This window comes from Mycolicibacterium psychrotolerans, assembly GCF_010729305.1.
GTDB classification, from domain to species: domain Bacteria; phylum Actinomycetota; class Actinomycetes; order Mycobacteriales; family Mycobacteriaceae; genus Mycobacterium; species Mycobacterium psychrotolerans.
In genome coordinates, this window is sequence record NZ_AP022574.1 from 4,373,854 (window position 1) to 4,393,440 (window position 19,587).

Genomic DNA, 19,587 nt, shown 5'->3' on the forward strand with positions numbered 1-19,587 from the left:
GTGACGCTAGGCCAGGGCACCGACAAGTCGCGGGGGCGAACTCCACCCACAGTAGACGAACAGGTGTTCGATTCAAGTGGACACGCCGACGGGTTAGTTTTTCGGCCATGACTCCATCACGAGACGTCCGCATCCCGACCGGCCGCGACCAGATCGCCGCCTACCTGTACGAACCGGACGCGCCCGGTGCGGCTGGCAGCGGGAGGCCGTGCGTTGTGATGGCCCACGGGTTCACCGCCACCCGCGACGACGGGCTGCCGCCCTACGCCGAGGCGTTCTGCGCGGCCGGCTATGTCGTGGTCGTGTTCGACTACCGCGGCTTCGGCGCCTCGACCGGGCAGCCGCGGCAGCTGCTCGACATCGGCATGCAGCGCGCCGACTACCACACCGTCGTGGAGTGGGCCCGCCACCTCGACGGCGTCGACCCCGACCGCATCGTGGTCTGGGGTTCGTCGTTCAGCGGCGGGCACGTACTGGCCGTCGCCGCCGAGGATCCGCGCATCGCGGCGGTGATCTCGCAGGCGCCGTTCACCGACGGGCTCGCGACGCTACGGGTCCAACCGCTGTCGTTCGTGCCCAAAGCGATCGTCGCCGGCATCCGGGATCAGATCGGCGCGTGGCGCGGCAGGCCGCCCCACCTGATGGCCGCCGTCGGCGATCGGGGCGAACTCGCGGCGATGACCTCCCCCGACGCCCGGCCCGGATTCGAGGCCATCGTCGGCGCCGACTCGTTGTGGCGCAACGAGTTCAGCGCACGAGTGGGCCTGCGGCTGGGATTCGACCGGCCCGGCACCAAGACCGCCCGGCTGGCCATGCCGCTGCTGGTCTGCGTGTGCGAGAACGACGCCGTCACCCCGCCCGGACCGACGATCGCGGCCGCGCAGCGCGCACCGCGCGGCGAGTTACGCCGATACCCCTGCGGCCATTTCGACATCTACAACGACCCGCAGGTCAAGGCCGACCAGCTCGATTTCCTGCGCCGGGTGTTCAGCGCATGACCGCCCTCACGGACTTCGGTCGATGAACGCGGCGAGCCACTCGAATTTCCCTGGCGGGAAATCAGATTCGCGGTACCGGCGTCAGTCGGTCATCCCTGACCGCAACCCCTCGCGCAGCTCCTCCAGCGCTTGCGCTGTCCCGATGCGTGGCGTCCACCCCCAGCGGTGAGCCCGGTCGGCCACGATCTGGCCCGTCCATGCAGGTCCGTCGTCCCAGACCGGCTCGACGCCCAGCGCGCCGGTGACGACGGTGACGTATTCGCGCTGGGTGGCCGGACCGCCGGCGACGTTGACGGCCGTGCAGCCGCCATCGAGTGGGCCGCGCTCCACGTCTCGGGAGGTGGGGATTCGCTCGGTCGCCAGATCAGCCAGTAACTCCGCGAGGTCGTCGACGTGCACCCACGCGAACGTCTTGTCCGGATTGGTGCGGTGCGCCGACTCTTCACGCGCCATCGCCCGCGGACGTAGGGTATTCCAGATCGATGTGGGGCCTGGCCCGAGGATGGCGGGCGGGCGCACCAGAATTCGGGTGATGCCATGGACCTGAGCGAGCGCCGCGTCGGTGTCACGCTTGGTGACCGGATAGTCGCCGGCGTCGTCACCGACCAGCGCAGCGGACTCGTCGACATCGCCCGCGTCGGGGCCGCGGTCGTACACGGCTGCCGTTGACAGATGCACCAGCCGAGCGGCGCCCCCGCTGCCCGCCGCTCGGGCCAGCACCGGCGTCCCTTCGACGGCGACCCTGTGTTGGGTCGCGCGGTCCGAGCCCATCGGATGGACGGTCGTGACGACAGCGCTGCTTCCCGCCACCACCTCGGCAGCGAAACGCTGATCACCGAACGCGCCTACCCACTCCTCAACGGAGTCGAGGCGCGGTGCGACACCTTTCCGGCGTACGACAGCGCGTATCCGGGCACCCCGCTGCGCCAACGCGGCGCAGGTCCGAGCCCCGACGAACCCGTTGGCTCCGGTGACCACGATGACCTTGTCATGTTCGCCAGCCATGCCTCCACCATGCCACCGCTGTGATCGAGTTGCGCAACCCGCGGCCAGCCACCGGCCGAGCGACGTTGCGGCGCAACAGAAGCATCGTGAGGGTGGCATCGAGTGCGCGCATTCCGATCACCTGGCTTCTGCAACGACGGCGGCCCAGACTCGCATCGGTCGCGACCGCGCCCACGGCTCTTACGATCGACCCCTGCACAAGAACAATGCGCCGCCACCGAACAATCCTTCTGTGTTCGCCGACGTCGCTGCGCTGCCGGTCCTGGACGCGCCGCATGCAACGGTCCTATCGTGGGGGCATCCGCCACGGAAACGGACTCTCATGCACGAGATGGCGATCACCCAGAGTGTCGTCGATGCCGTGTGTGAGCACGCCGCCGGTCGGCGCGTGTACGGCGTCAGGCTGGAGATCGGGGCGTTGTGCGCACTGGTCCCGGACTCGATGCAGTTCTGCTTCGAGCTCGCCACCGAAGGCACCCTGGCCGAGGGCGCACAGCTCGACATCGACCTGCGCCCCGGCGCTGGACGCTGCCGCGTCTGCGGCGGCTGCTTCGTCCTGACGGATTTCATCCTGCTGTGCCCGTGTGGCAGTGCCGATGTCGAGGTGCTCGAGGGCCGGGACCTGAGGATTCTCTCCATGGAAGTGAGTTGAGCATGTGCGCAACCTGCGGCTGCGGCGACGAGGGTGCGGTCATCACGTTGGCGGGCCATCCGCACGGTCACGAACATCCCCACGGTCATGAACATCCCCATGAGCGCATCCACACCGAGACCGTGACCCTCGAGCAGAAGGTCCTCGCGAAGAACGATCGGGTAGCCGAGGAGAACCGCAGGTGGCTGGCCGAGCGCAACATCTCGGCGCTCAACATCACGAGTTCGCCCGGGGCCGGCAAGACCACCCTTCTCGAACGCACCATTCGTGACCTCGGCGGGCAGCAACCCATTTCCGTGATCGAAGGAGATCAAGAGACACTGCTCGACGCGAACCGCATCAAGGCAGCCGGCGCTCGCGCGGTGCAGATCAACACCGGAGCCGGCTGCCATCTCGACGCGGACATGGTGCGCCGCGCCCTCGACACGCTCCAACCGGAACCCGGATCGCTGTTGTTCATCGAGAACGTCGGAAATCTCGTCTGCCCCGCCATGTTCGATCTCGGCGAACTCAGCAAAGTCGTGGTGATCTCGGTGACCGAAGGTGTAGACAAGCCGCTGAAGTACCCTCACATGTTTGCCGCCGCAAGCTTGGTCGTCGTCAACAAGACGGACTTGCTGCCGTATGTGGACTTTGATCTTGACTTGTGCGCTGCCTACGCGCGGTCGCTCAATCCCGGCGTCAACCTATTGCCAGTGTCGGCGGTCTCGGGTGAAGGTGTCTCCGATTGGTACGACTGGATTGCAGACCTGGCAAACCGGCACCGAAACGGTCCGATGTCGTCAGATTCCGTTGACAAGACAAAGCAGCCGGAGTAGACCCAAAAGTTAGCGCCTCGCAAGTGGGCCGACGGTCGACTCCATTGGCGCAGGGCTCCCCAGCCCGGAGCTCGGAAAGCTGTGGCGATGCCTACAGAGGCAGCAGTCAAAGCAGAACAGGCCTTGATTCACGTGCTGTGGATCAACGCCGGATTGAGTTGTGACGGCGATTCCGTGGCGTTGACTGCCGCCACACAGCCCAGCATCGAGGAGATCGCCCTTGGCGCTCTGCCCGGTCTGCCCAAGATCGCCGTGCATTGGCCCCTGATCGATTTCGAGTGCGGACCCAACGGTGGTGCCGACGATTTCCTCGAATGGTTCTTCAAGGCCGACAGGGGCGAGCTCGAACCGTTCGTGTTGGTCGTCGAGGGGTCCATCCCGAACGAGAAGCTCCACGATGATGGATATTGGTGCGGGTTCGGCAACGACCCGGCAACCGGTCAGCCGATGACCACCAGCGAATGGCTGGATCGATTGGCGCCCAAGGCGACAGCGATCGTGGCCGTGGGCACCTGCGCCACCTACGGTGGCATTCACGCTATGGCGGGAAACCCCACCGGAGCCATGGGTGTCCCCGACTATCTCGGGTGGGAGTGGAAGAGCAAGGCCGGCATCCCGATCGTCTGCGTTCCGGGATGCCCGGCACATCCGGACAACATGGCCGAGACGCTGACCTATCTGCTGTACATGGCCACCGAGCAGGCCCCGATGATCCCGCTCGATGACGCGCTGCGGCCCACCTGGCTGTTCGGCCAGTCGGTGCACGAGGGCTGTGACCGAGCGGGCTACTACGAGCAGGGTGATTTCGCGACCGAGTACGGCTCGCCGAAATGCATTGTCAAACTTGGCTGCTGGGGTCCAGTGGTAAAGTGCAACGTGCCCAAACGAGGGTGGATCAACGGGATCGGCGGTTGCCCGAATGTCGGCGGCATCTGCATCGGCTGCACCATGCCGGGGTTCCCGGACAAGTTCATGCCGTTCATGGACGAGCCTCCCGGCGGCAAGGTCTCGACCGCCGCCTCTGGCCTGTACGGATCGGTCATCCGCAGTCTGCGCCACGTGACGGGTCGCACCGTCGACAAAGAGCCGAAATGGCGGCATCCCGGCACGAAACTGGAGACCGGAGCGACGCGCACCTGGTAGGTGCGGGCCTCTCCGGCGCGCGTTCATCCTGCGCCGACGTCCATTTCTCCGAAAGTCGTTGCAGCACAGCGCATCAGAAGAAAGAGCAGGATTCGATGACAACGATCATCCCCAAACCGTCCCATGTGAACCGTGAGCCCGGCCAGCTGGTGGAGATGGCATGGGATCCCATCACCCGGATCGTCGGCAGCCTCGGCATCTACACCAAGATCGACTTCGACAACCGCGAGGTCGTCGAGTGCCACAGCACGTCGTCGATCTTCCGGGGTTACTCCATCTTCATGAAGGGCAAGGATCCGCGCGACGCGCACTTCATCACCAGCCGTATCTGCGGGATCTGCGGCGACAACCACGCAACGTGCTCGTGCTATGCGCAGAACATGGCGTACGGCGTGCAACCGCCGCATATCGCCGAGTGGATCGTCAACCTGGGTGAGGCCGCCGAATACATGTTCGACCACAACATCTTCCAGGAGAACCTGGTCGGGGTGGACTACTGCGAGAAGATGGTCTCCGAGACCAATCCGAGCGTGCTGGCCAAGGCCGAGAACACCCAGTCTGCGCATGCCGACATGCACGGCTACCGCACCATCGCCGACATCATGCGTGCGCTCAACCCGTTCACCGGGGAGTTCTACCGCGAGGCGTTGCAGGTCAGCCGGTGGACGCGCGAGATGTTCTGCCTCATGGAAGGCCGGCACGTCCATCCCTCCACGCTGTACCCGGGCGGCGTCGGTACCAGCGCGACGATCCAGCTGATGACCGACTACATGACCCGGCTGATGCGCTACGTCGAGTTCATGAAGAAGGTCGTGCCCATGCACGACGACCTCTTCGATTTCTTCTACGAGGCACTTCCGGGCTACGACCAGGTCGGCTTGCGGCGCACGCTGCTCGGCTGCTGGGGTTCGTTCCAGGACCCCGAGCACTGCAACTTCGCCTACAAGGACATGGAGGACTGGGGCCGCAAGATGTTCGTCACGCCCGGCGTGGTCGTCGACGGCAAGCTGGTGACCACGTCGCTGGTCGACATCAACCTCGGCATCCGGATCCTCCTGGGCAGTTCGTATTACGACGACTGGGAAGACCAGGAGATGTTCGTCAAGACGGATCCGCTCGGCAACCCCGTGGACCGCCGGCACCCGTGGAACCAGCACACCAACCCCAAGCCGCAGAAGCGTGACTTCGAGGACAACTACAGCTGGGTGATGTCGCCGCGGTGGTTCGACGGCAAGGACCATCTCGCACTCGACACCGGCGGCGGACCGCTGGCCCGGCTGTGGTCCACTGCGCTCGCCGGTCTGGTCGACATCGGTTACGTGAAGTCCACCGGTACCAGCGTCCAGATCAACCTTCCGAAGACCGCGCTGAAGGGTCCGGTGGAGTTCGAGTGGAAGATCCCGACCTACGGAAGCAACACGCTGGAGCGCAATCGCGCCCGCACCTACTTCCAGGCCTACGCGGCTGCCAGCGCCTTGCACTTCGCCGAGAAGGCGTTGGTCGAGATCCGGGCCGGCAACACGAAGACGTGGGAGAAGTTCGAGGTCCCCGAGGAGGGCATCGGCTGCGGCTTCACCGAGGCGGTGCGCGGTGTGCTGTCCCATCACATGGTGATCCGTGACGGCAAGATCGCCAACTACCACCCGTACCCGCCGACGCCGTGGAACGCCAATCCCCGTGACAGTTACGGCACGCCGGGACCTTACGAGGACGCGGTGCAGGGGCAGCCGATCTTCGAGGAGAACGGCCGGGAGAACTTCAAGGGCATCGACATCATGCGAACGGTGCGCAGCTTCGATCCCTGTCTGCCGTGCGGGGTGCACATGTACCTGGGCGCGGGCAAGAGCCTGGACCTGCTGCACTCACCCACGCAATCCGTCACCGGGGAATAACGTATGGACCCGCCTGGTTCGTCGGACCCGGACGTATCGGTGCCGGACGAGCACTGGCGCGCAGCGGGTGATCGGATACAGGCGCTGCTCGACGCGTCTGCATCGGGCGGTGCCGCCGCTCGGGAACGTGCCGAGCAACTGGTCCGCGAGATCACCGACCTCTACGGTGCGGGTCTGCAACGGCTGCTGGCGCTCGCGATGCGGGCCGCTCCCGACGTGGGCGACGACATCGCCGCCGACGACCTCGTCGCAAGCCTGCTGCTGGTGCACGGTTTGCACCCGCATCCCGTCGAACGCCGGATCGCCGCCGCGCTGGACACCGTACGGCCCTACCTGGGTTCGCACGGTGGCGACGTGCACCTGCTGGACGTCGACGGCGAGGTGGTGCGTCTACAGTTCTCCGGCAGTTGCCGGAGATGCCCGTCCTCGGCCGTCACGCTCGAACTGGCCGTCGAGGACGCCGTGCGGGCCGCGGCGCCCGAGATCTCCTCGATCGAAGTGGTTGCGCAGCAATCGGAGAAGGGCACGGCGGCGGCGTCCGCAGTCATTTCGGCAGAGTCGCTACTGGAACATGTGCGGGCCGGTGTCCACGTACCGGCGGCCTGGCATCCTGTTCCCACCCTGTCCGAGCTGGCGCCCGGCGAGGTCGGTGGCTTCAGGGTGGCAGGGACGACAGTGCTGGCGTGCCGCGTCGGCGACGACGTGTACGCCTATCAGGATCGCTGCGGAGGGTGCGGAGAGTCGCTCGCGGGCGCGGTCCTTCATCGCCGGATGGCCTCAGCCGATGTGGTGTTGCGATGCCCGCGATGTCACGCCCACTTCGACGTCGTGCATGCCGGGGCGCCGATCGACGAAACCCCGGGAGGCAGCGCATATCTGGAACCGGTTCCGGTGCTGATCCGTTCAGGTGTGCTCTCCGTGGCGCTCCCCCGTTCGACGGCCGCGAGCGTGGCCTGATGAGCTCCGCGAGCGCCTACGACGTACTGGCCCGCATACGCGCCAACCGGACCGCCCCGCGGCCGCCGGGGGAATCCTGCGAGATGTGCGCCGAGGGGATCGCTGACGCGCATCAGCACGTGGTCAATGTCGAGGGCCGGCAACTGATGTGTGTCTGCCGAGGCTGTTATCTGTTGTTCACCGACAGCCATGCCGGCCTGCGCTACCGCGCGGTGCCGGATCGGTACCTGGCGTTCCCGGACTTCGCACTCGACCGCCGCCGGTGGGAGGCACTGCAGATTCCGGTGGGGGTGGCATTCTTCTTTCGGAACTCCCACCTCGACCGGACGGTGGCGTTCTATCCCGGCCCGGCGGGTGCCACCGAATCCGAGCTGGATCTGGAGTCCTGGAACGAGCTTCGGGCCGCCGACCATCGGGTGGATTCGTTGGCTGAGGACACCGAGGCGTTGCTGGTGAGGGTTCCCCAGGACGGGACCGGGGCGCCGGTCTGCCACCTGTTGCCGATCGACGCCTGCTACGAATTCGTCGGCCGACTACGGATGCTGTGGCGCGGCTTCGACGGCGGGCAGGACGCACGCCGGTACATGAACGAGTTCTTCGAGACGGTCGCAGAGCGCAGCAAGGTGCTCGCGCGATGACGGGCCCGGCGACCGAGGTGACGTTCGCGGTTTTGGACGTGTTTCCCGAGCAGTACGCGGTGACACCCACCCTCACCGCGCGGGTCGGCATCGCCGCGATCGGCGACGAACCCATCCACGCGATCGCGCTGCGCTGTCAAGTCCGCATCGATCCGCTGCGGCGCCCGTACTCCGACGCCGAGGCCGACGGTCTGACCGATCTGTTCGGGACGCGCGAGCGTTGGGTGGGCACCCAGCACACGTTCCTGTGGCAGCACACGACGGCCATGGTGCAGGGCTTCAGCGGGGCCACCCAGGTCGGGCTGCCGCTGGCGTGCACCTACGACTTCGAGGTGTCCTCCGCGAAGTATCTTCACGCGCTGCGCGACGGAACAGTGCCGCTGCAGTTCCTGTTCAGTGGAACGGCTTTCGTCCAGGGTCCTCGCGGGTTCTCCGTACAGCAGATTCCCTGGGACCGGGAAGACCGCTATGACATGCCGGTGGCGGTGTGGCGCGAGGTCATCGCAGCACACTTCCCGAACAGCGGTTGGTTGCGACTCGACTGCGACACCGTCGACGCACTCGCTGCCTACCGGCGCACACATGGACTCCTGTCACAGGACGAGGCCATCCTGTCGCTGCTCGCCCGAGCCGGCCAGGACGCGCGATGAGTACCGACTGGGACCGCGCCCGGGCGATCGCCGACGCCGTGCTCTACGAGGGCTATCTGCTCTACCCGTACCGCGCGACATCGGCCAAGAACCAGTCCCGGTGGCAGTTCGGGGTGCTCGGTCCTCAGGGCGCCGAACAGGACGGCATCGGCGAGAACGATGCTCTGTCGGCCGACGTACTCGTGGAATCGAATGGCGCGACGACGGTGACGGTCGTCGTCCGCTTCCTGCAGTTGCAGCACCGCGCGGTCGAGCGTGATACCGGCGACGGTCGATTCGAGCAGGCCGGCGAACTGGGTGCCGGTGACCAGTCGTGGCTCACGTGGGACGAGGCCGTCGAACAGGAGATCCCGTTCGGGCCGTTCCGCCTCGCCGAACTCGAAGGCTCGCTGCGACTTCCGTTCGTCGCACCCTCCGGCACCGAAGTCGAGATCGTCGACGGTGGACGGCTTGTCCGCACCCGGCGAGAGGTGCGCGCCGCCCTGACGCTGTCGGCAGAACCGGACGACGGGTTGACCCGGGTGAGCATCGACGTACATAACATCACCCCTGCCGTCACCGGCAAGGACGACGCGATCGCCACGTCGCTCATCGGTACCCATGTGCTCACCGAAGTGCAGGGCGGGGCGTTCATCTCGCTGCTCGAGCCGTCGCCGCAGGCGGCCGGCGCGGTGGCCCGTTGCCGGCGCCATCGGTGCTTTCCGGTGCTGGCCGGGCCTGCCGACGCGAGCGACCTGATGCTGATCTCCCCGATCATCCTCTACGACCATCCCGAAATCGCCGAGCAGAGCGACGGCGCCCTCTACGACTCATGCGAAATCGACGAGATCCTCACGCTGCGCATCATGACGATGACCGATGACGAGAAGGCACAGGCCCGCGCCACCGATCCGCTGGCAGCCCAGATCATCGACCGGTGCGACACGATGTCCCCCGAGGCTCTGCTGAATCTGCACGGCGTTCTGCGCGATCCCCATGCCCAAGACCCTGATCCCGGGCTGATCCCAGGGATTCCCGACGGCGTCGACTGGTGGGATCCGCTCGCGGACGACGCCGTGCGCCCCGGCGTGGACGCCGTGCTGGTCAACGGCATTCGGGTGTGCAGCGGCAGCCGCGTGCGACTGCGGCCCACCCGGCGCGCCGACGCCCAGGATCTGTTCTACGCCGACAAGGTCGCCCGCGTCACCTCGGTGCACGAGACCGTCGACGGAGAGACCCACGTGGGCGTGGTGATCGAGGACGACCCGGCCGCAGATCTGCACGAGTGGTACGGCCGCTATCTGTACTTCGCGCCCGACGAAGTGGAACCTCTGGACACACAGGAACTCAGCCCGGAAAGGAGTACGAGATGGCAGTAGTCGGCTGGATCGCCACGGCCGTGGTCGCGGTGGTCATTCTGGCGGGGGTGACGCTCGGTGTTCGATCGGTACCCGACGCCAAGCGGTATCTGAAGATGCGCCGGATGTAGCGGAGCGGAGACATCACGTTCACCACCCTGATCGCCGGAATCGGCAACATCTTCCTGTCCGACGACGGATTCGGTCCCGAGGTGTTGCGCCGTGTCGCGCCCCGACTGACCGACCCGACCGTCCGCGCAACGGATTACGGCATTCGGGGAATGCACCTCGCCTACGACCTGCTCGAGGGCTACGACACCCTGGTACTCGTCGACGCCCTGCCGAACCGGGGCGTGCCCGGCACCGTGCACGTCTTCGAGGCCGATCACGAAAGCCTCTCCGCGGCCACGGGCCTCGACGCCCACGCAATGGATCCGGCGGCGGTGTTCGCGAGCCTCAACGCGCTCGGCGGGACCCCGCCCTACACCGTGGTGATCGGTTGTGAGGTCGCCTGCGTCGAGGACGGCATCGGTCTCTCGGACGAGGTTGCCGCCGCAGTGCCTGACGCGGTGCAGGCGGTCATGGACGTGGTGGCCCGGAGTGCGTCGCCCACCGGCGCGCGGGAGGGCTGAACCATGTGTCTGGGCATACCAGGACAGGTCCTGCACATGCTCGACGGTTACGGCGGCCAACTCGCTCTCGTCGACGTCGCAGGCGAGCCCCGCAAGGTGAACGTCGGCATGCTGCCCGAGGAGACGTTCGAGGCCGGTGACTGGGTCGTCATCCACATGGGCTTCGTCGTCGAGAAGACCGACAGAGCGGGCGCAGACGCCGCGTTGGAGGGTCTGAAGTTGATGGGCAGCGGAAGCGAGGACCCGCCATGACCGGCCGGTGCCGGCGACGGATCACTGTGCACGGCGTGGTGCAGGGCGTCGGCTTCCGGCCGTTCGTGTACACCGCCGCCGCGTCGTGCGGCCTGTCCGGATCCGTCCGAAACGACAGTTCGGGCGCCATCATCGAGGTCGAGGGCGAACCGAACGACATCGCGGTGTTTCTCCACCGGTTGCATGCCGACCCTCCTCCTCTGGCCGTCATCGAGGCTGTCGAGATCGTCGATCTCGCGACCGAGGGTGGCACGGGCTTCCGCATCGTGGACACGTCGCGCTCCGACGGCGGCCGCACGCTGGTCTCCCCGGATGTGGCCATGTGTGCCGACTGTGAGGCCGAGCACCGGGATCCGTGCAATCGCCGCTACCGGCACCCGTTCATCAATTGCACGAACTGCGGTCCCCGTTTCACCATCATCGCCTCGCTGCCCTATGACCGCGCCGGCACCACGATGGCGCCCTTCCCGATGTGCGCGGACTGCGCGGCCGAATACGCCGACCCGGCGGACCGCCGATTTCACGCGCAGCCGGTGTGCTGCCCCCAGTGCGGCCCGACCCTGTACTACCGGGACCCGCAGGAGCCTCGCGCCGTATCCGAGGAGGGGCTGCGACGGGCCCGGCGGCTGCTGCGCGACGGTGGCATCCTCGCCGTCAAGGGAATCGGCGGCTACCACCTGGCCTGCGACGCCGCCAACGACGACGCGGTGTCGGAGCTACGTCGCCGGAAGCGGCGCGGCGACAAACCGTTCGCGGTGATGGTGGCCGACCTGGATGGTGCGCGCATGCTGTGCGCACTGGACGCGCACTCGGAACAGCTGCTGTCGGGCCCGCAGAAACCGATCGTGCTGGCCTCCCGCTCACCGTCGGCTGCGGTCGCCGAGTCGGTGGCACCGCACAATCCCGATATCGGTGTGATGCTCGCCTACACCCCTGTGCACACCCTGCTGTTCGGACTGCCGGGAGACGAGCAGGGACCGGCCGCCCTGGTGATGACCTCGGGAAACCTCGGCGGCGAACCGATCTGCTATCGCGACGCCGATGCGACAGAACGCCTTTCGCAGCTCGCCGACGGATGGTTGATGCATGACCGGGCCATCCTGGTGCCCTGCGACGACTCCGTGATCCGGGTGCTCGACGGTGTCGACATTCCGATCCGCCGATCGCGCGGCTATGCGCCGCTGCCCGTCGCCCTGCCGGTGTCCGTGCCGCCGACACTGGCGGTCGGGGCCGATCTGAAGAACACCATGGCGGTCGCCGAGGGCCGGTACGCGTGGCTCAGCCAGCACATCGGGGACATGGACGACCTCGCCACGCTGTCCGCGTTCGGGGCCGCAGCACAGCATCTCGGTGCGCTGACGGCGGTGTCCCCCGAGGTCGTCGTCGCCGACGCCCATCCGGGATACCGCTCGACATCGTGGGCGCAGCGCAATGCCGGCGATCGGCCCGTGCGCATGGTGCAGCACCACCACGCGCACATCGCTGCCGTGATGGCCGAACACGGACTCGACGGCTCCGCGCAGGTGTGCGGATTCGCCTTCGACGGCACCGGTTACGGCCCCGACGGCGCGGTATGGGGCGGTGAGGTCCTGCTCGCCGACTACAAGGGCTTCCAGCGGTTGGCGCACGTGAAATACGTTCCCCTGCCGGGCGGCGACGTCAGCGTCCTCCGCCCGTACCGGATGGCGATGTCGTACCTGTGGGCGGCGGGGGTTCCGTGGTCCGATGACCTACCGCCGGTCCGGGCCTGCCCATCGGACGAGCGCCGGGTGCTGCTGCACCAACTCGAGACCGGGTTGCGATGTGCGCCGACCTCGAGCATGGGCCGCCTCTTCGACGCCGTGTCGGCGCTGGCAGGCGTTCGGCAGGTGGTGGACTATGAAGCGCAGGCGGCCATCGAATTGGAAGGTCTGTCCCGTGGCGTGCACCCGGGCGCAGCGCATTACCGCTTCGACGTCCAATTCGCCAGCGACGCCCCTGCGCAGATCGATCCCGCGCCGCTGATGTGCGCCGTGGTCGATGATGTGCGCAACGGTGTACCGGCGGGGGTGATCGGCGCGAGGTTCCATGCGGCGTTGACCCGGCTGATCGTCGATCTCGCTGACCGATTCGCGCGGGATACCGCCGCGGTCGCACTGTCGGGCGGCGTGTTCCAGAACGCGCTGCTGTTGCTCTGCGCGTCGGAGACTTTGCGGAATAACGGTTTTCAGGTGCTCACCCACCGCCAGGTACCGCCCAACGACGGCGGGATCGCGCTGGGCCAACTCATGGTCGGAAGTTCGGGGTAACAGGAAGGGAGGACTGCTCATGTGTCTGGCGGTACCGGGCAAGATCTTGCGGATGGAGGACCGCGACGGCACGCTGATGTCCGTCGTCGACTTCGGCGGTGTCCGGAAGGACGTCTGCCTGCAGTACATACCCGACGCCCAAGTGGGGGAATACGTGGTGGTACACGTCGGTTTCGCGATCCAGCGTCTCGATGAGGAGTCGGCGATGCGGACGCTGGCCGAGTTCGAGCACCTCGGCGTGCTGAAGGAGGAGTTCGGCGACGGGTTCGAACTGGCCGCACGGCAGGCGGGCCTGGCCAATCCCGAGGCGTCCGTCACGACGAATGGAACTTCGGAGGCGAAGAGATGAAGTACCTGGACGAGTTCAGCGATCCCGAACTGGCCGCCAAACTGATCGATCAGATCCGCGAAGCGACCAGCAGGCGCTGGGCCATCATGGAAGTCTGTGGTGGACAGACGCATTCGATCATCCGGCACGGCATCGACCAGCTGCTGCCCGACGAGATCGAGATGATTCATGGGCCGGGCTGCCCGGTGTGTGTGACGCCGTTGGAGATCATCGACAAGGCGCTGGAGATCGCGTCGCGGCCCGACGTGATCTTCTGTTCGTTCGGTGACATGCTGCGGGTTCCGGGTAGCGGCAAAGACCTGTTCCGGATCAAGAGCGAGGGCGGCGACGTGCGGGTGGTGTATTCGCCGCTGGACGCGCTCACCATCGCGAAGGAGAACCCTGACAAGCAGGTGGTGTTCTTCGGCATCGGGTTCGAGACCACGGCCCCCGCGAACGCTATGACGGTGTACCAAGCCAAACGCCTTGGCATAACAAACTTCTCACTGCTGGTCTCACATGTGCTCGTGCCGCCGGCCATCGCGGCGATCATGGAGTCACCCACGTGCCGGGTGCAGGCGTTTCTGGCCGCCGGCCATGTCTGCTGCGTGATGGGAACCGGAGAGTATCCGTCGCTGTGCGACAAGTACGGCATCCCGATCGTCGTCACCGGTTTCGAGCCGCTGGACATCCTCGAAGGCATCAGGCGCACTGTGCTGCAACTGGAGGCCGGCCGCCACGAGCTGGAGAACGCATATCCGCGCGCAGTGCGCGCGGAAGGAAATGCCCCGGCCAGGGCGATGCTGCTCGATGTGTTCGAGGTGACCGACCGGAGCTGGCGCGGTATCGGGGAGATCCCGTCGAGCGGCTGGCGGCTGTCCCCCGCGTACCGCGACTACGACGCCGAGCACCGGTTCGCCGTGACCGACATGCATACCGAGGAGTCCGCGGTGTGCCGGTCCGGCGAGGTGCTGCAGGGCTTCATCAAGCCGCACGAGTGCTCGGCCTTCGGCACCTTGTGCACGCCACGCAACCCGCTCGGCGCCACGATGGTCTCCTCTGAGGGCGCCTGCGCCGCCTACTACCTGTACCGGCGGCTGGAGGTGACCCATGCCTGAGACGAACGCCGAAACCGCCCGCGCGGCCGTCGACATGGAGTCGTGGGTCTGCCCCGCGCCGCTGCGCGACTCACCGAACGTCCTGATGGGGCACGGCGGCGGCGGGGCGATGTCCGCAGAGCTCATCGAGCACCTGTTCCTACCTGCGTTCGGGCCGGCGGCCGATGCCGCAATGGGCGATTCCGCGGTGTTGCGTGTCGGCGCTGAGAGGTTGGCCTTCTCGACCGACTCCTACGTGGTCAAGCCACTGTTCTTTCCCGGGGGCAGCATCGGCGATCTGGCGGTCAACGGCACGGTGAACGACCTGGCGATGGCCGGGGCCCAGCCCGTGGCGTTGTCCACCGCGTTCATCCTCGAGGAAGGCACGGCGCTGTCCGAACTGGCCCGCGTGGCGCACGCGGTGGGCACCGCGGCGCTGGCCGCCGGGGTGAAGCTCGTGACCGGTGACACCAAGGTGGTCGACTCCGGGCACGGGGACGGTGTGTACATCAACACCGCAGGGATCGGTCTGGTCGACAAGCGTGCCGACATCCGCCCGCAGCGAGCCCGTCCCGGCGATGCGGTGATCGTCAGCGGTGACATCGGCGTGCACGGCGTGGCGGTGATGAGCTGTCGCGAAGGCCTCGAGTTCGCCACCACCGTGGCCAGCGACACCGCCCCGCTGCACGGACTGGTCGCGGCGATGCTCGACACCGGCGCGGACATCCATACCCTTCGTGACCCCACCCGGGGTGGCCTGGGGGCCACGCTGAATGAGATCGCCAAGGCGGCCGGTGTCGGAATCTCACTGGACGAGAAAGTACTTCCGATCCCCGGTGACGTGCGCGACGCCTGCGGGCTGTTGGGACTCGACCCGCTCTACGTCGCCAATGAAGGCAAGCTGATCGTCTTCGTTGCGCTCGAGGACGCCGACCGGGTGCTCGCCGCGATGCACGCCCATCCCTACGGTGGCCGGGCCGCGATGATCGGCCACTGCGTCACAGAGCACCCGGGGATGGTGGTGGCGCGCACCGCGCTCGGCGGCACCCGGGTGGTCGATCTTCCCATCGGCGAACAGCTTCCCCGGATCTGCTGAATGACCACCGTCCGCCCGCAGACCCACCCAGGCCACGCGTTGTTCGCCAGGTACGCGTTTCCGCCCAACGAGCTCGGGTATTGCGGCCCGTCCGGCATCGCAGCCGTGCCGGACGGCGACGCGGTCGACCTGGCGCGCTATGCCCGCGAATTCGATGGCGCCTGGCCCTATCTCGACACCCTCGCCGAGACGGCGGGCCGGCCCGATCCGCTCGACGAGCAGATCGTTCGCAGCTATTGGGTGGGTGGGCCGCTGCTGGCCGAGGTCGACGGGCGGGTACTCCACACCACGTTGAGGGACGCGTTTCGCGGGCAGGTCACCGGTCTGCTCGGCGATGTCGCCCCCGAGGACTCCCTGGCGCACCACAGTTTTCACGTCTTCGTCGTCTACCCGTGGGTACGGTTCCTCGACCGCGATCCGAGCACACCGCTGAAAATACTGCAGGACTGCAGGATTCGCTGGGGCATCGTCGACGCGGTCGACGACGATCACGCCGTGGTCGTGTCACGGCCGCTGACGTTCCACTCCGGTGCGCTCGGACTCGCCGAGGCCGTCCCCGAGCGGGTCAGGTGGCGTCGGGACGGCGCCTCCCTGGTTTCCGCGCCGATGCCGGGCCAGACGGTGTCGGCACACTGGGGCTGGATCTGCGGAACGCTGACCGCTGCTGAGGCCGCTGACCTGGAAGTCGCAACACGTGCGACCTTGACGCTGGTCAACGACGCGAGACTGCGCCGTAAACACGCGACGCAGGTCCGCGACCCAGGTCAACCAACCGTTCAAACGGTCGTCCGCGGTGCCGCGAGCGACCACGAAGGAGAATCATGAACGCCTCGAACGAACACCTCTCAGAGGAGCCACAGGAACAGCGCGGAGCCCCGGGGTCACGCGACACCGGATCGGATCAGGCCTCCGGCGGACCGGCCGACCGGCCGTCGGGCACCTTCCGTGGAGACGAGACCGTCCCCGCGCACGACGAAGCTGGTCGATCCGGACAGACCGGCGGCGAGAAGACGGAGATGCCGCCCTCGGACGCCGAGCCGGCGGTCCCGCCGTATGAGGGACGTCAGACGACGGCCAAACCCGAAGGCGGCGGAGAGAAGCGCTGACGGCTCACCACTGGTCGCGGGGTACGTCGAAGTCGGCGCACAGCGCCCGCCAGACGTCGCGCGGTTCGGCGCCGTCCTCGATGGCCTGGGCCGCGGTGCGTCCTCCCATGCTGGTAAGCACGTGGTCGACCAGCATGGAGGAGGCCCGGACCTCACCGAACCGCCCCCGCACCAGCTCGTGGAATTCCGTCAGCCGCACAGGCCCAACCTACTTGCCACCGCCCAGAGCGTCATGGCACACCTGTACCGGATCGGCGACCGCCCCGACCGTCGCGCCGGCCCGCCGCGCGGCGTCCCGGTATCGCGGCGACCCCAGCACCTCCCGGACCGCGGCGCCCAACGTCTCGCGCGTCAAGGGCCGGACCAGCTGCGCGCTGCCGTGGCGCACAAGGCGATTGGCGATCTCCCACTGGTCGCCGCCACCGGGCACCACGACCATCGGCACGCCGGCGAGCAGCGCCTTGGACACGATGCCGTGCCCGGCGCCGCAGACCAGCAGGTCCGTGCGGCCGAGCAGTTCGTCCTGACGGCCGAGCCCCACCACCGCCCAGGGCGGCACCTCGCCGGTGGGCGCCTGCAACTGCGAGACCGCGACCCGCGCCCCTCGAGGCAGCACCTCGCCGGGCACCAGGGTCTGCAGCGCGAGGTCGGCGAGCGCGACGGCACCGGTACTCGCCGTCGACGGCGCGACCATCACGACAGGCCCGTCACCGTCTGGCACACTCAGCACCGACCTCGTGGGCTCGTAGTGCAGGGGCCCGACGACGACGGCTTCGGCGGGCCAGTCGGGGCGCGGCACCTCCAGCGCGGGCAGGGTCGCGATCAACCGGCGCAACGGGCCCGTATCGTCGGCGGGCAAGCCGATCCCGACGCGCACGGCGGCCCGCTGGCGCAAGCCCGCCCGCCATGACCGCGCGCTCAGCGCGCGCAGCGCCGCGTCGCGCATTCGACCGCGAACCCCGGCGCCCGGGGCCAGCCCGCTACCCAGCGGTGGCAGCCCTCTGGAGGGCCGGTAGAGCGGATGGGTGTTCAGTTCGATCCACGGCACGCCGAGCAGGTCGGCAGCCAGCCCGCCGGAGGTGGTGATCGAGTCCGAGACCACCAGGTCGGGCTCCAGCGCGGCGATCCGGTCTGTGTTGAGCACCGCCATCCGGCCGGCCCGCTCGTGGATCTTGGCGCCCGCGTCGGCGTCGTCGTCGCCCGTCATGACGCGCAGCCCGTCGAGTTCGACGGCGTCGATGCCCTGCGCGCGCGCCTCGTCCAGCCACCGCGTTCCGGTCAGCAGCGTCGCGCTGTCCCCGGCGGCGGCGAACTTCAGGCACAGCGCCAGCGCGGGGAACGCGTGGCCGGGGTCGGGTCCGGCGACTACGGCGACGCGCATGCGCCACACCATGCCACAGCGTCCGCGGTTAAGCTCGGGCGATATGACCGATGAAGCTCCCGAGACACTCGTGCCGATCGCCGACAATGCGTCCCTGGTCCAGAGATTCCTGTTCGCGCTTGCCGACGAGGACTTCGACACCGTCGAGTCGCTGGCCGCCCCCGAGCTGGTGTGGCAGAACGTCGGCCTGCCCTCGATCCGCGGGCGCGCACGGATCATGTCGCTGCTGCGCCGCGGCGAAGGCAAGGTCGGATTCGCCGTGAAGTTCCACCGCATCGCCGGCGACGGGGACACGGTGCTGACCGAGCGCACCGACGCGATCATCATCGGCCCGTTGCGCCTGCAGTTCTGGGTGTGCGGCACGTTCGAGCTGCGCGACGGCCAGATCACGTTGTGGCGGGACTACTTCGATCTGCTCGACTGCCTGGTGAAGGCGCCGCTGCGGGCCCTCGCCGGGACAGTGATCCCGTCGCTGCGCCCGAGCTTTTAGGCCCGCAGCCGGCCCAGCTCGTCGAAGGCCTGCGCCCAGCCGGTGAGACGGTCGGTCGCCGAGGTCAGTTCGTCGCGGTAGCGCCGCTGTGTCATCGGCGAGCTCGACATCGACCCGGAGTTCGCGGCCGACACCAATTGCGCTGCCGCGGAGACCATCTCGTTGTACTGGCGGGCGCCACGGTCGAGTTGGGCGCTGAACGCCGCGATGGTGGGCGCCAGGTGCGGACGCGACTGCGGCGCCGAGCCGATGGTCCGCTCCATCGACACCACCTCCGTGGCGGTCGCGGCCATGGTGGCCGCGGTCCGCTCGGCGGCGGCACGCAGGTCGTACAACTCGTCGGCGGGCAGCAGACGGCCGCGTTCCATCACACCCAGCAGCGAGACCAGGCCCCGTTCCGAGGCGGCCAGCGCCGCCATCGGCGCGCGGGCGGCGGACCCCCAGGGCGGCAGTCGGCGGGCCGCGCGACTGCGTGAGGGCGGGAGCGGTTCGGCGCGCAGCCACCGGTACCTCAGGAAGGCCAGCGTGGCCAGGAAAGCGGCGCCGACGGCGATCGGCGACGGGATGAACAGCGCCCACACCGGGGTGCTCCACGATGCCAGCAGCGCCGTGACGCCGACCCAGAACACCGACGACAGGGCGAAGAACACCCCCAGCCGCAGGGCCCAGCGCCGCTTGCGCAGCAGCTTGGCGCGCGGGTCGGCCGCGGCGTTGAGTTTGTCGGCCACCGTGCCCGACCACTCCGCGGCGGTGTCGATGCCGCGCTGGGCCAGCGAACGCCATGCCTCGGGTCTGCCGCTGCGTGTCCTCACGTCATCCTCGTTCGA

Annotated in this window: 23 protein-coding genes; 19 read left to right on the forward strand and 4 right to left on the reverse strand. The window is 67.8% G+C overall.

Annotated features, from left to right (window positions below):
- The first annotated feature begins 107 nt into the window (after positions 1-107).
- Positions 108-998, forward strand: coding sequence for an alpha/beta hydrolase (locus G6N45_RS21245; RefSeq protein ID WP_163724332.1), 891 nt, complete (start codon positions 108-110; stop codon positions 996-998).
- A gap of 81 nt (positions 999-1,079) precedes the next feature.
- Here the strand turns inward: G6N45_RS21245 and G6N45_RS21250 are convergent, their stop codons facing one another.
- Complete coding sequence (locus G6N45_RS21250) at positions 1,080-2,003, reverse strand: NAD-dependent epimerase/dehydratase family protein (RefSeq protein ID WP_163724334.1); 924 nt, start codon at positions 2,001-2,003, stop codon at positions 1,080-1,082.
- 322 nt (positions 2,004-2,325) lie between these two features.
- Between G6N45_RS21250 and G6N45_RS21255 the strand changes: the two genes are divergently transcribed.
- The 17 genes from G6N45_RS21255 to G6N45_RS21330 all read left to right on the forward strand — a co-directional run bounded on the left by G6N45_RS21255 (position 2,326) and on the right by G6N45_RS21330 (position 16,889).
- Positions 2,326-2,655: a hydrogenase maturation nickel metallochaperone HypA/HybF gene (locus G6N45_RS21255; protein WP_057147315.1), complete on the forward strand. Its 330-nt coding sequence runs from the start codon at positions 2,326-2,328 to the stop codon at positions 2,653-2,655.
- A gap of 2 nt (positions 2,656-2,657) precedes the next feature.
- Complete coding sequence (hypB, locus tag G6N45_RS21260; RefSeq protein ID WP_163724336.1) at positions 2,658-3,473, forward strand: hydrogenase nickel incorporation protein HypB; 816 nt, start codon at positions 2,658-2,660, stop codon at positions 3,471-3,473.
- An 87-nt stretch (positions 3,474-3,560) separates the two neighbouring features.
- Positions 3,561-4,616: an NADH-quinone oxidoreductase subunit B family protein gene (locus G6N45_RS21265; RefSeq protein WP_163724338.1), complete on the forward strand. Its 1,056-nt coding sequence runs from the start codon at positions 3,561-3,563 to the stop codon at positions 4,614-4,616.
- Between the two features lie 95 nt (positions 4,617-4,711).
- On the forward strand, positions 4,712-6,508 hold the full coding sequence (locus G6N45_RS21270; RefSeq protein ID WP_163724340.1) for a nickel-dependent hydrogenase large subunit: 1,797 nt from the start codon (positions 4,712-4,714) through the stop codon (positions 6,506-6,508).
- Positions 6,509-6,511: 3 nt separating this feature from the next.
- The gene (locus G6N45_RS21275) at positions 6,512-7,465 is read left to right on the forward strand and encodes a NifU family protein (protein ID WP_163724342.1); all 954 of its coding nucleotides are present in this window, start codon (positions 6,512-6,514) and stop codon (positions 7,463-7,465) included.
- Positions 7,465-8,103, forward strand: a complete 639-nt coding sequence (locus tag G6N45_RS21280; protein WP_163724344.1) for a DUF5947 family protein — start codon at positions 7,465-7,467, stop codon at positions 8,101-8,103. The genes G6N45_RS21275 and G6N45_RS21280 overlap by 1 nt, the downstream gene beginning before the upstream one ends.
- On the forward strand, positions 8,100-8,753 hold the full coding sequence (locus G6N45_RS21285) for a DUF6084 family protein (protein WP_163724346.1): 654 nt from the start codon (positions 8,100-8,102) through the stop codon (positions 8,751-8,753). Before G6N45_RS21280 ends, G6N45_RS21285 begins: the two co-directional genes overlap by 4 nt.
- On the forward strand, positions 8,750-10,111 hold the full coding sequence (locus G6N45_RS21290; protein WP_163724348.1) for a hypothetical protein: 1,362 nt from the start codon (positions 8,750-8,752) through the stop codon (positions 10,109-10,111). The genes G6N45_RS21285 and G6N45_RS21290 overlap by 4 nt, the downstream gene beginning before the upstream one ends.
- On the forward strand, positions 10,102-10,221 hold the full coding sequence (locus tag G6N45_RS28415; protein WP_407664227.1) for a DUF6893 family small protein: 120 nt from the start codon (positions 10,102-10,104) through the stop codon (positions 10,219-10,221). Before G6N45_RS21290 ends, G6N45_RS28415 begins: the two co-directional genes overlap by 10 nt.
- Positions 10,222-10,233: 12 nt before the next feature.
- On the forward strand, positions 10,234-10,722 hold the full coding sequence (locus G6N45_RS21295; RefSeq protein ID WP_163728831.1) for a hydrogenase maturation protease: 489 nt from the start codon (positions 10,234-10,236) through the stop codon (positions 10,720-10,722).
- A gap of 3 nt (positions 10,723-10,725) precedes the next feature.
- Entirely contained in the window at positions 10,726-10,974 is a 249-nt protein-coding gene (locus G6N45_RS21300) for a HypC/HybG/HupF family hydrogenase formation chaperone (RefSeq protein WP_163724350.1), read from the forward strand.
- Complete coding sequence (gene hypF / locus G6N45_RS21305) at positions 10,971-13,262, forward strand: carbamoyltransferase HypF (protein WP_163724352.1); 2,292 nt, start codon at positions 10,971-10,973, stop codon at positions 13,260-13,262. Before G6N45_RS21300 ends, hypF begins: the two co-directional genes overlap by 4 nt.
- A 19-nt stretch (positions 13,263-13,281) precedes the next feature.
- Positions 13,282-13,611: a HypC/HybG/HupF family hydrogenase formation chaperone gene (locus G6N45_RS21310; RefSeq protein WP_163724354.1), complete on the forward strand. Its 330-nt coding sequence runs from the start codon at positions 13,282-13,284 to the stop codon at positions 13,609-13,611.
- Positions 13,608-14,708 carry a hydrogenase formation protein HypD gene (gene hypD / locus G6N45_RS21315; protein WP_163724357.1) on the forward strand — a complete coding sequence of 367 codons (1,101 nt, stop codon included), beginning with the start codon at positions 13,608-13,610 and terminating at the stop codon, positions 14,706-14,708. Before G6N45_RS21310 ends, hypD begins: the two co-directional genes overlap by 4 nt.
- A complete protein-coding gene (hypE, locus tag G6N45_RS21320; protein ID WP_163724359.1) occupies positions 14,701-15,783 on the forward strand; it encodes a hydrogenase expression/formation protein HypE in 1,083 nt (360 codons plus the stop codon). The genes hypD and hypE overlap by 8 nt, the downstream gene beginning before the upstream one ends.
- The gene (locus G6N45_RS21325) at positions 15,784-16,608 is read left to right on the forward strand and encodes a DUF6390 family protein (protein ID WP_220100582.1); all 825 of its coding nucleotides are present in this window, start codon (positions 15,784-15,786) and stop codon (positions 16,606-16,608) included. It begins immediately after the preceding gene.
- Positions 16,605-16,889, forward strand: coding sequence for a hypothetical protein (locus G6N45_RS21330; RefSeq protein WP_163724361.1), 285 nt, complete (start codon positions 16,605-16,607; stop codon positions 16,887-16,889). The genes G6N45_RS21325 and G6N45_RS21330 overlap by 4 nt, the downstream gene beginning before the upstream one ends.
- A 4-nt stretch (positions 16,890-16,893) precedes the next feature.
- Here the strand turns inward: G6N45_RS21330 and G6N45_RS21335 are convergent, their stop codons facing one another.
- Positions 16,894-17,088 carry a DUF3046 domain-containing protein gene (locus tag G6N45_RS21335; protein ID WP_057147329.1) on the reverse strand — a complete coding sequence of 65 codons (195 nt, stop codon included), beginning with the start codon at positions 17,086-17,088 and terminating at the stop codon, positions 16,894-16,896.
- A 9-nt stretch (positions 17,089-17,097) separates the two neighbouring features.
- Positions 17,098-18,270, reverse strand: a complete 1,173-nt coding sequence (locus G6N45_RS21340; protein WP_163724363.1) for a glycosyltransferase — start codon at positions 18,268-18,270, stop codon at positions 17,098-17,100.
- A 43-nt stretch (positions 18,271-18,313) separates the two neighbouring features.
- Between G6N45_RS21340 and G6N45_RS21345 the strand changes: the two genes are divergently transcribed.
- Positions 18,314-18,760 (forward strand): limonene-1,2-epoxide hydrolase family protein, encoded by a 447-nt coding sequence (locus G6N45_RS21345; RefSeq protein WP_057147330.1) that lies wholly within the window; start codon positions 18,314-18,316, stop codon positions 18,758-18,760.
- Here the strand turns inward: G6N45_RS21345 and pspM are convergent.
- Entirely contained in the window at positions 18,757-19,572 is an 816-nt protein-coding gene (gene pspM, locus G6N45_RS21350; RefSeq protein WP_163724365.1) for a phage shock envelope stress response protein PspM, read from the reverse strand. The two genes, G6N45_RS21345 and pspM, sit on opposite strands and share 4 nt — an antisense overlap.
- Between the last annotated feature and the right edge of the window lie 15 nt (positions 19,573-19,587).

Coding starts and splice junctions, on each gene's coding strand:
- G6N45_RS21270 (WP_163724340.1), top strand. CDS start 4,712: ATGACAACGATCATCCCCAAACCGTCCCATGTGAACCGTGAGCCCGGC.
- G6N45_RS21275 (WP_163724342.1), top strand. CDS start 6,512: ATGGACCCGCCTGGTTCGTCGGACCCGGACGTATCGGTGCCGGACGAG.
- G6N45_RS21250 (WP_163724334.1), bottom strand. CDS start 2,003: ATGGCTGGCGAACATGACAAGGTCATCGTGGTCACCGGAGCCAACGGG.
- G6N45_RS21345 (WP_057147330.1), top strand. CDS start 18,314: ATGACCGATGAAGCTCCCGAGACACTCGTGCCGATCGCCGACAATGCG.
- hypE (WP_163724359.1), top strand. CDS start 14,701: ATGCCTGAGACGAACGCCGAAACCGCCCGCGCGGCCGTCGACATGGAG.
- hypD (WP_163724357.1), top strand. CDS start 13,608: ATGAAGTACCTGGACGAGTTCAGCGATCCCGAACTGGCCGCCAAACTG.
- G6N45_RS21245 (WP_163724332.1), top strand. CDS start 108: ATGACTCCATCACGAGACGTCCGCATCCCGACCGGCCGCGACCAGATC.
- G6N45_RS21280 (WP_163724344.1), top strand. CDS start 7,465: ATGAGCTCCGCGAGCGCCTACGACGTACTGGCCCGCATACGCGCCAAC.
- G6N45_RS21300 (WP_163724350.1), top strand. CDS start 10,726: ATGTGTCTGGGCATACCAGGACAGGTCCTGCACATGCTCGACGGTTAC.
- G6N45_RS21265 (WP_163724338.1), top strand. CDS start 3,561: ATGCCTACAGAGGCAGCAGTCAAAGCAGAACAGGCCTTGATTCACGTG.
- G6N45_RS21340 (WP_163724363.1), bottom strand. CDS start 18,270: ATGCGCGTCGCCGTAGTCGCCGGACCCGACCCCGGCCACGCGTTCCCC.
- G6N45_RS21330 (WP_163724361.1), top strand. CDS start 16,605: ATGAACGCCTCGAACGAACACCTCTCAGAGGAGCCACAGGAACAGCGC.
- hypB (WP_163724336.1), top strand. CDS start 2,658: ATGTGCGCAACCTGCGGCTGCGGCGACGAGGGTGCGGTCATCACGTTG.
- G6N45_RS21255 (WP_057147315.1), top strand. CDS start 2,326: ATGCACGAGATGGCGATCACCCAGAGTGTCGTCGATGCCGTGTGTGAG.
- G6N45_RS21290 (WP_163724348.1), top strand. CDS start 8,750: ATGAGTACCGACTGGGACCGCGCCCGGGCGATCGCCGACGCCGTGCTC.
- G6N45_RS21325 (WP_220100582.1), top strand. CDS start 15,784: ATGACCACCGTCCGCCCGCAGACCCACCCAGGCCACGCGTTGTTCGCC.
- G6N45_RS28415 (WP_407664227.1), top strand. CDS start 10,102: ATGGCAGTAGTCGGCTGGATCGCCACGGCCGTGGTCGCGGTGGTCATT.
- hypF (WP_163724352.1), top strand. CDS start 10,971: ATGACCGGCCGGTGCCGGCGACGGATCACTGTGCACGGCGTGGTGCAG.
- G6N45_RS21285 (WP_163724346.1), top strand. CDS start 8,100: ATGACGGGCCCGGCGACCGAGGTGACGTTCGCGGTTTTGGACGTGTTT.
- G6N45_RS21310 (WP_163724354.1), top strand. CDS start 13,282: ATGTGTCTGGCGGTACCGGGCAAGATCTTGCGGATGGAGGACCGCGAC.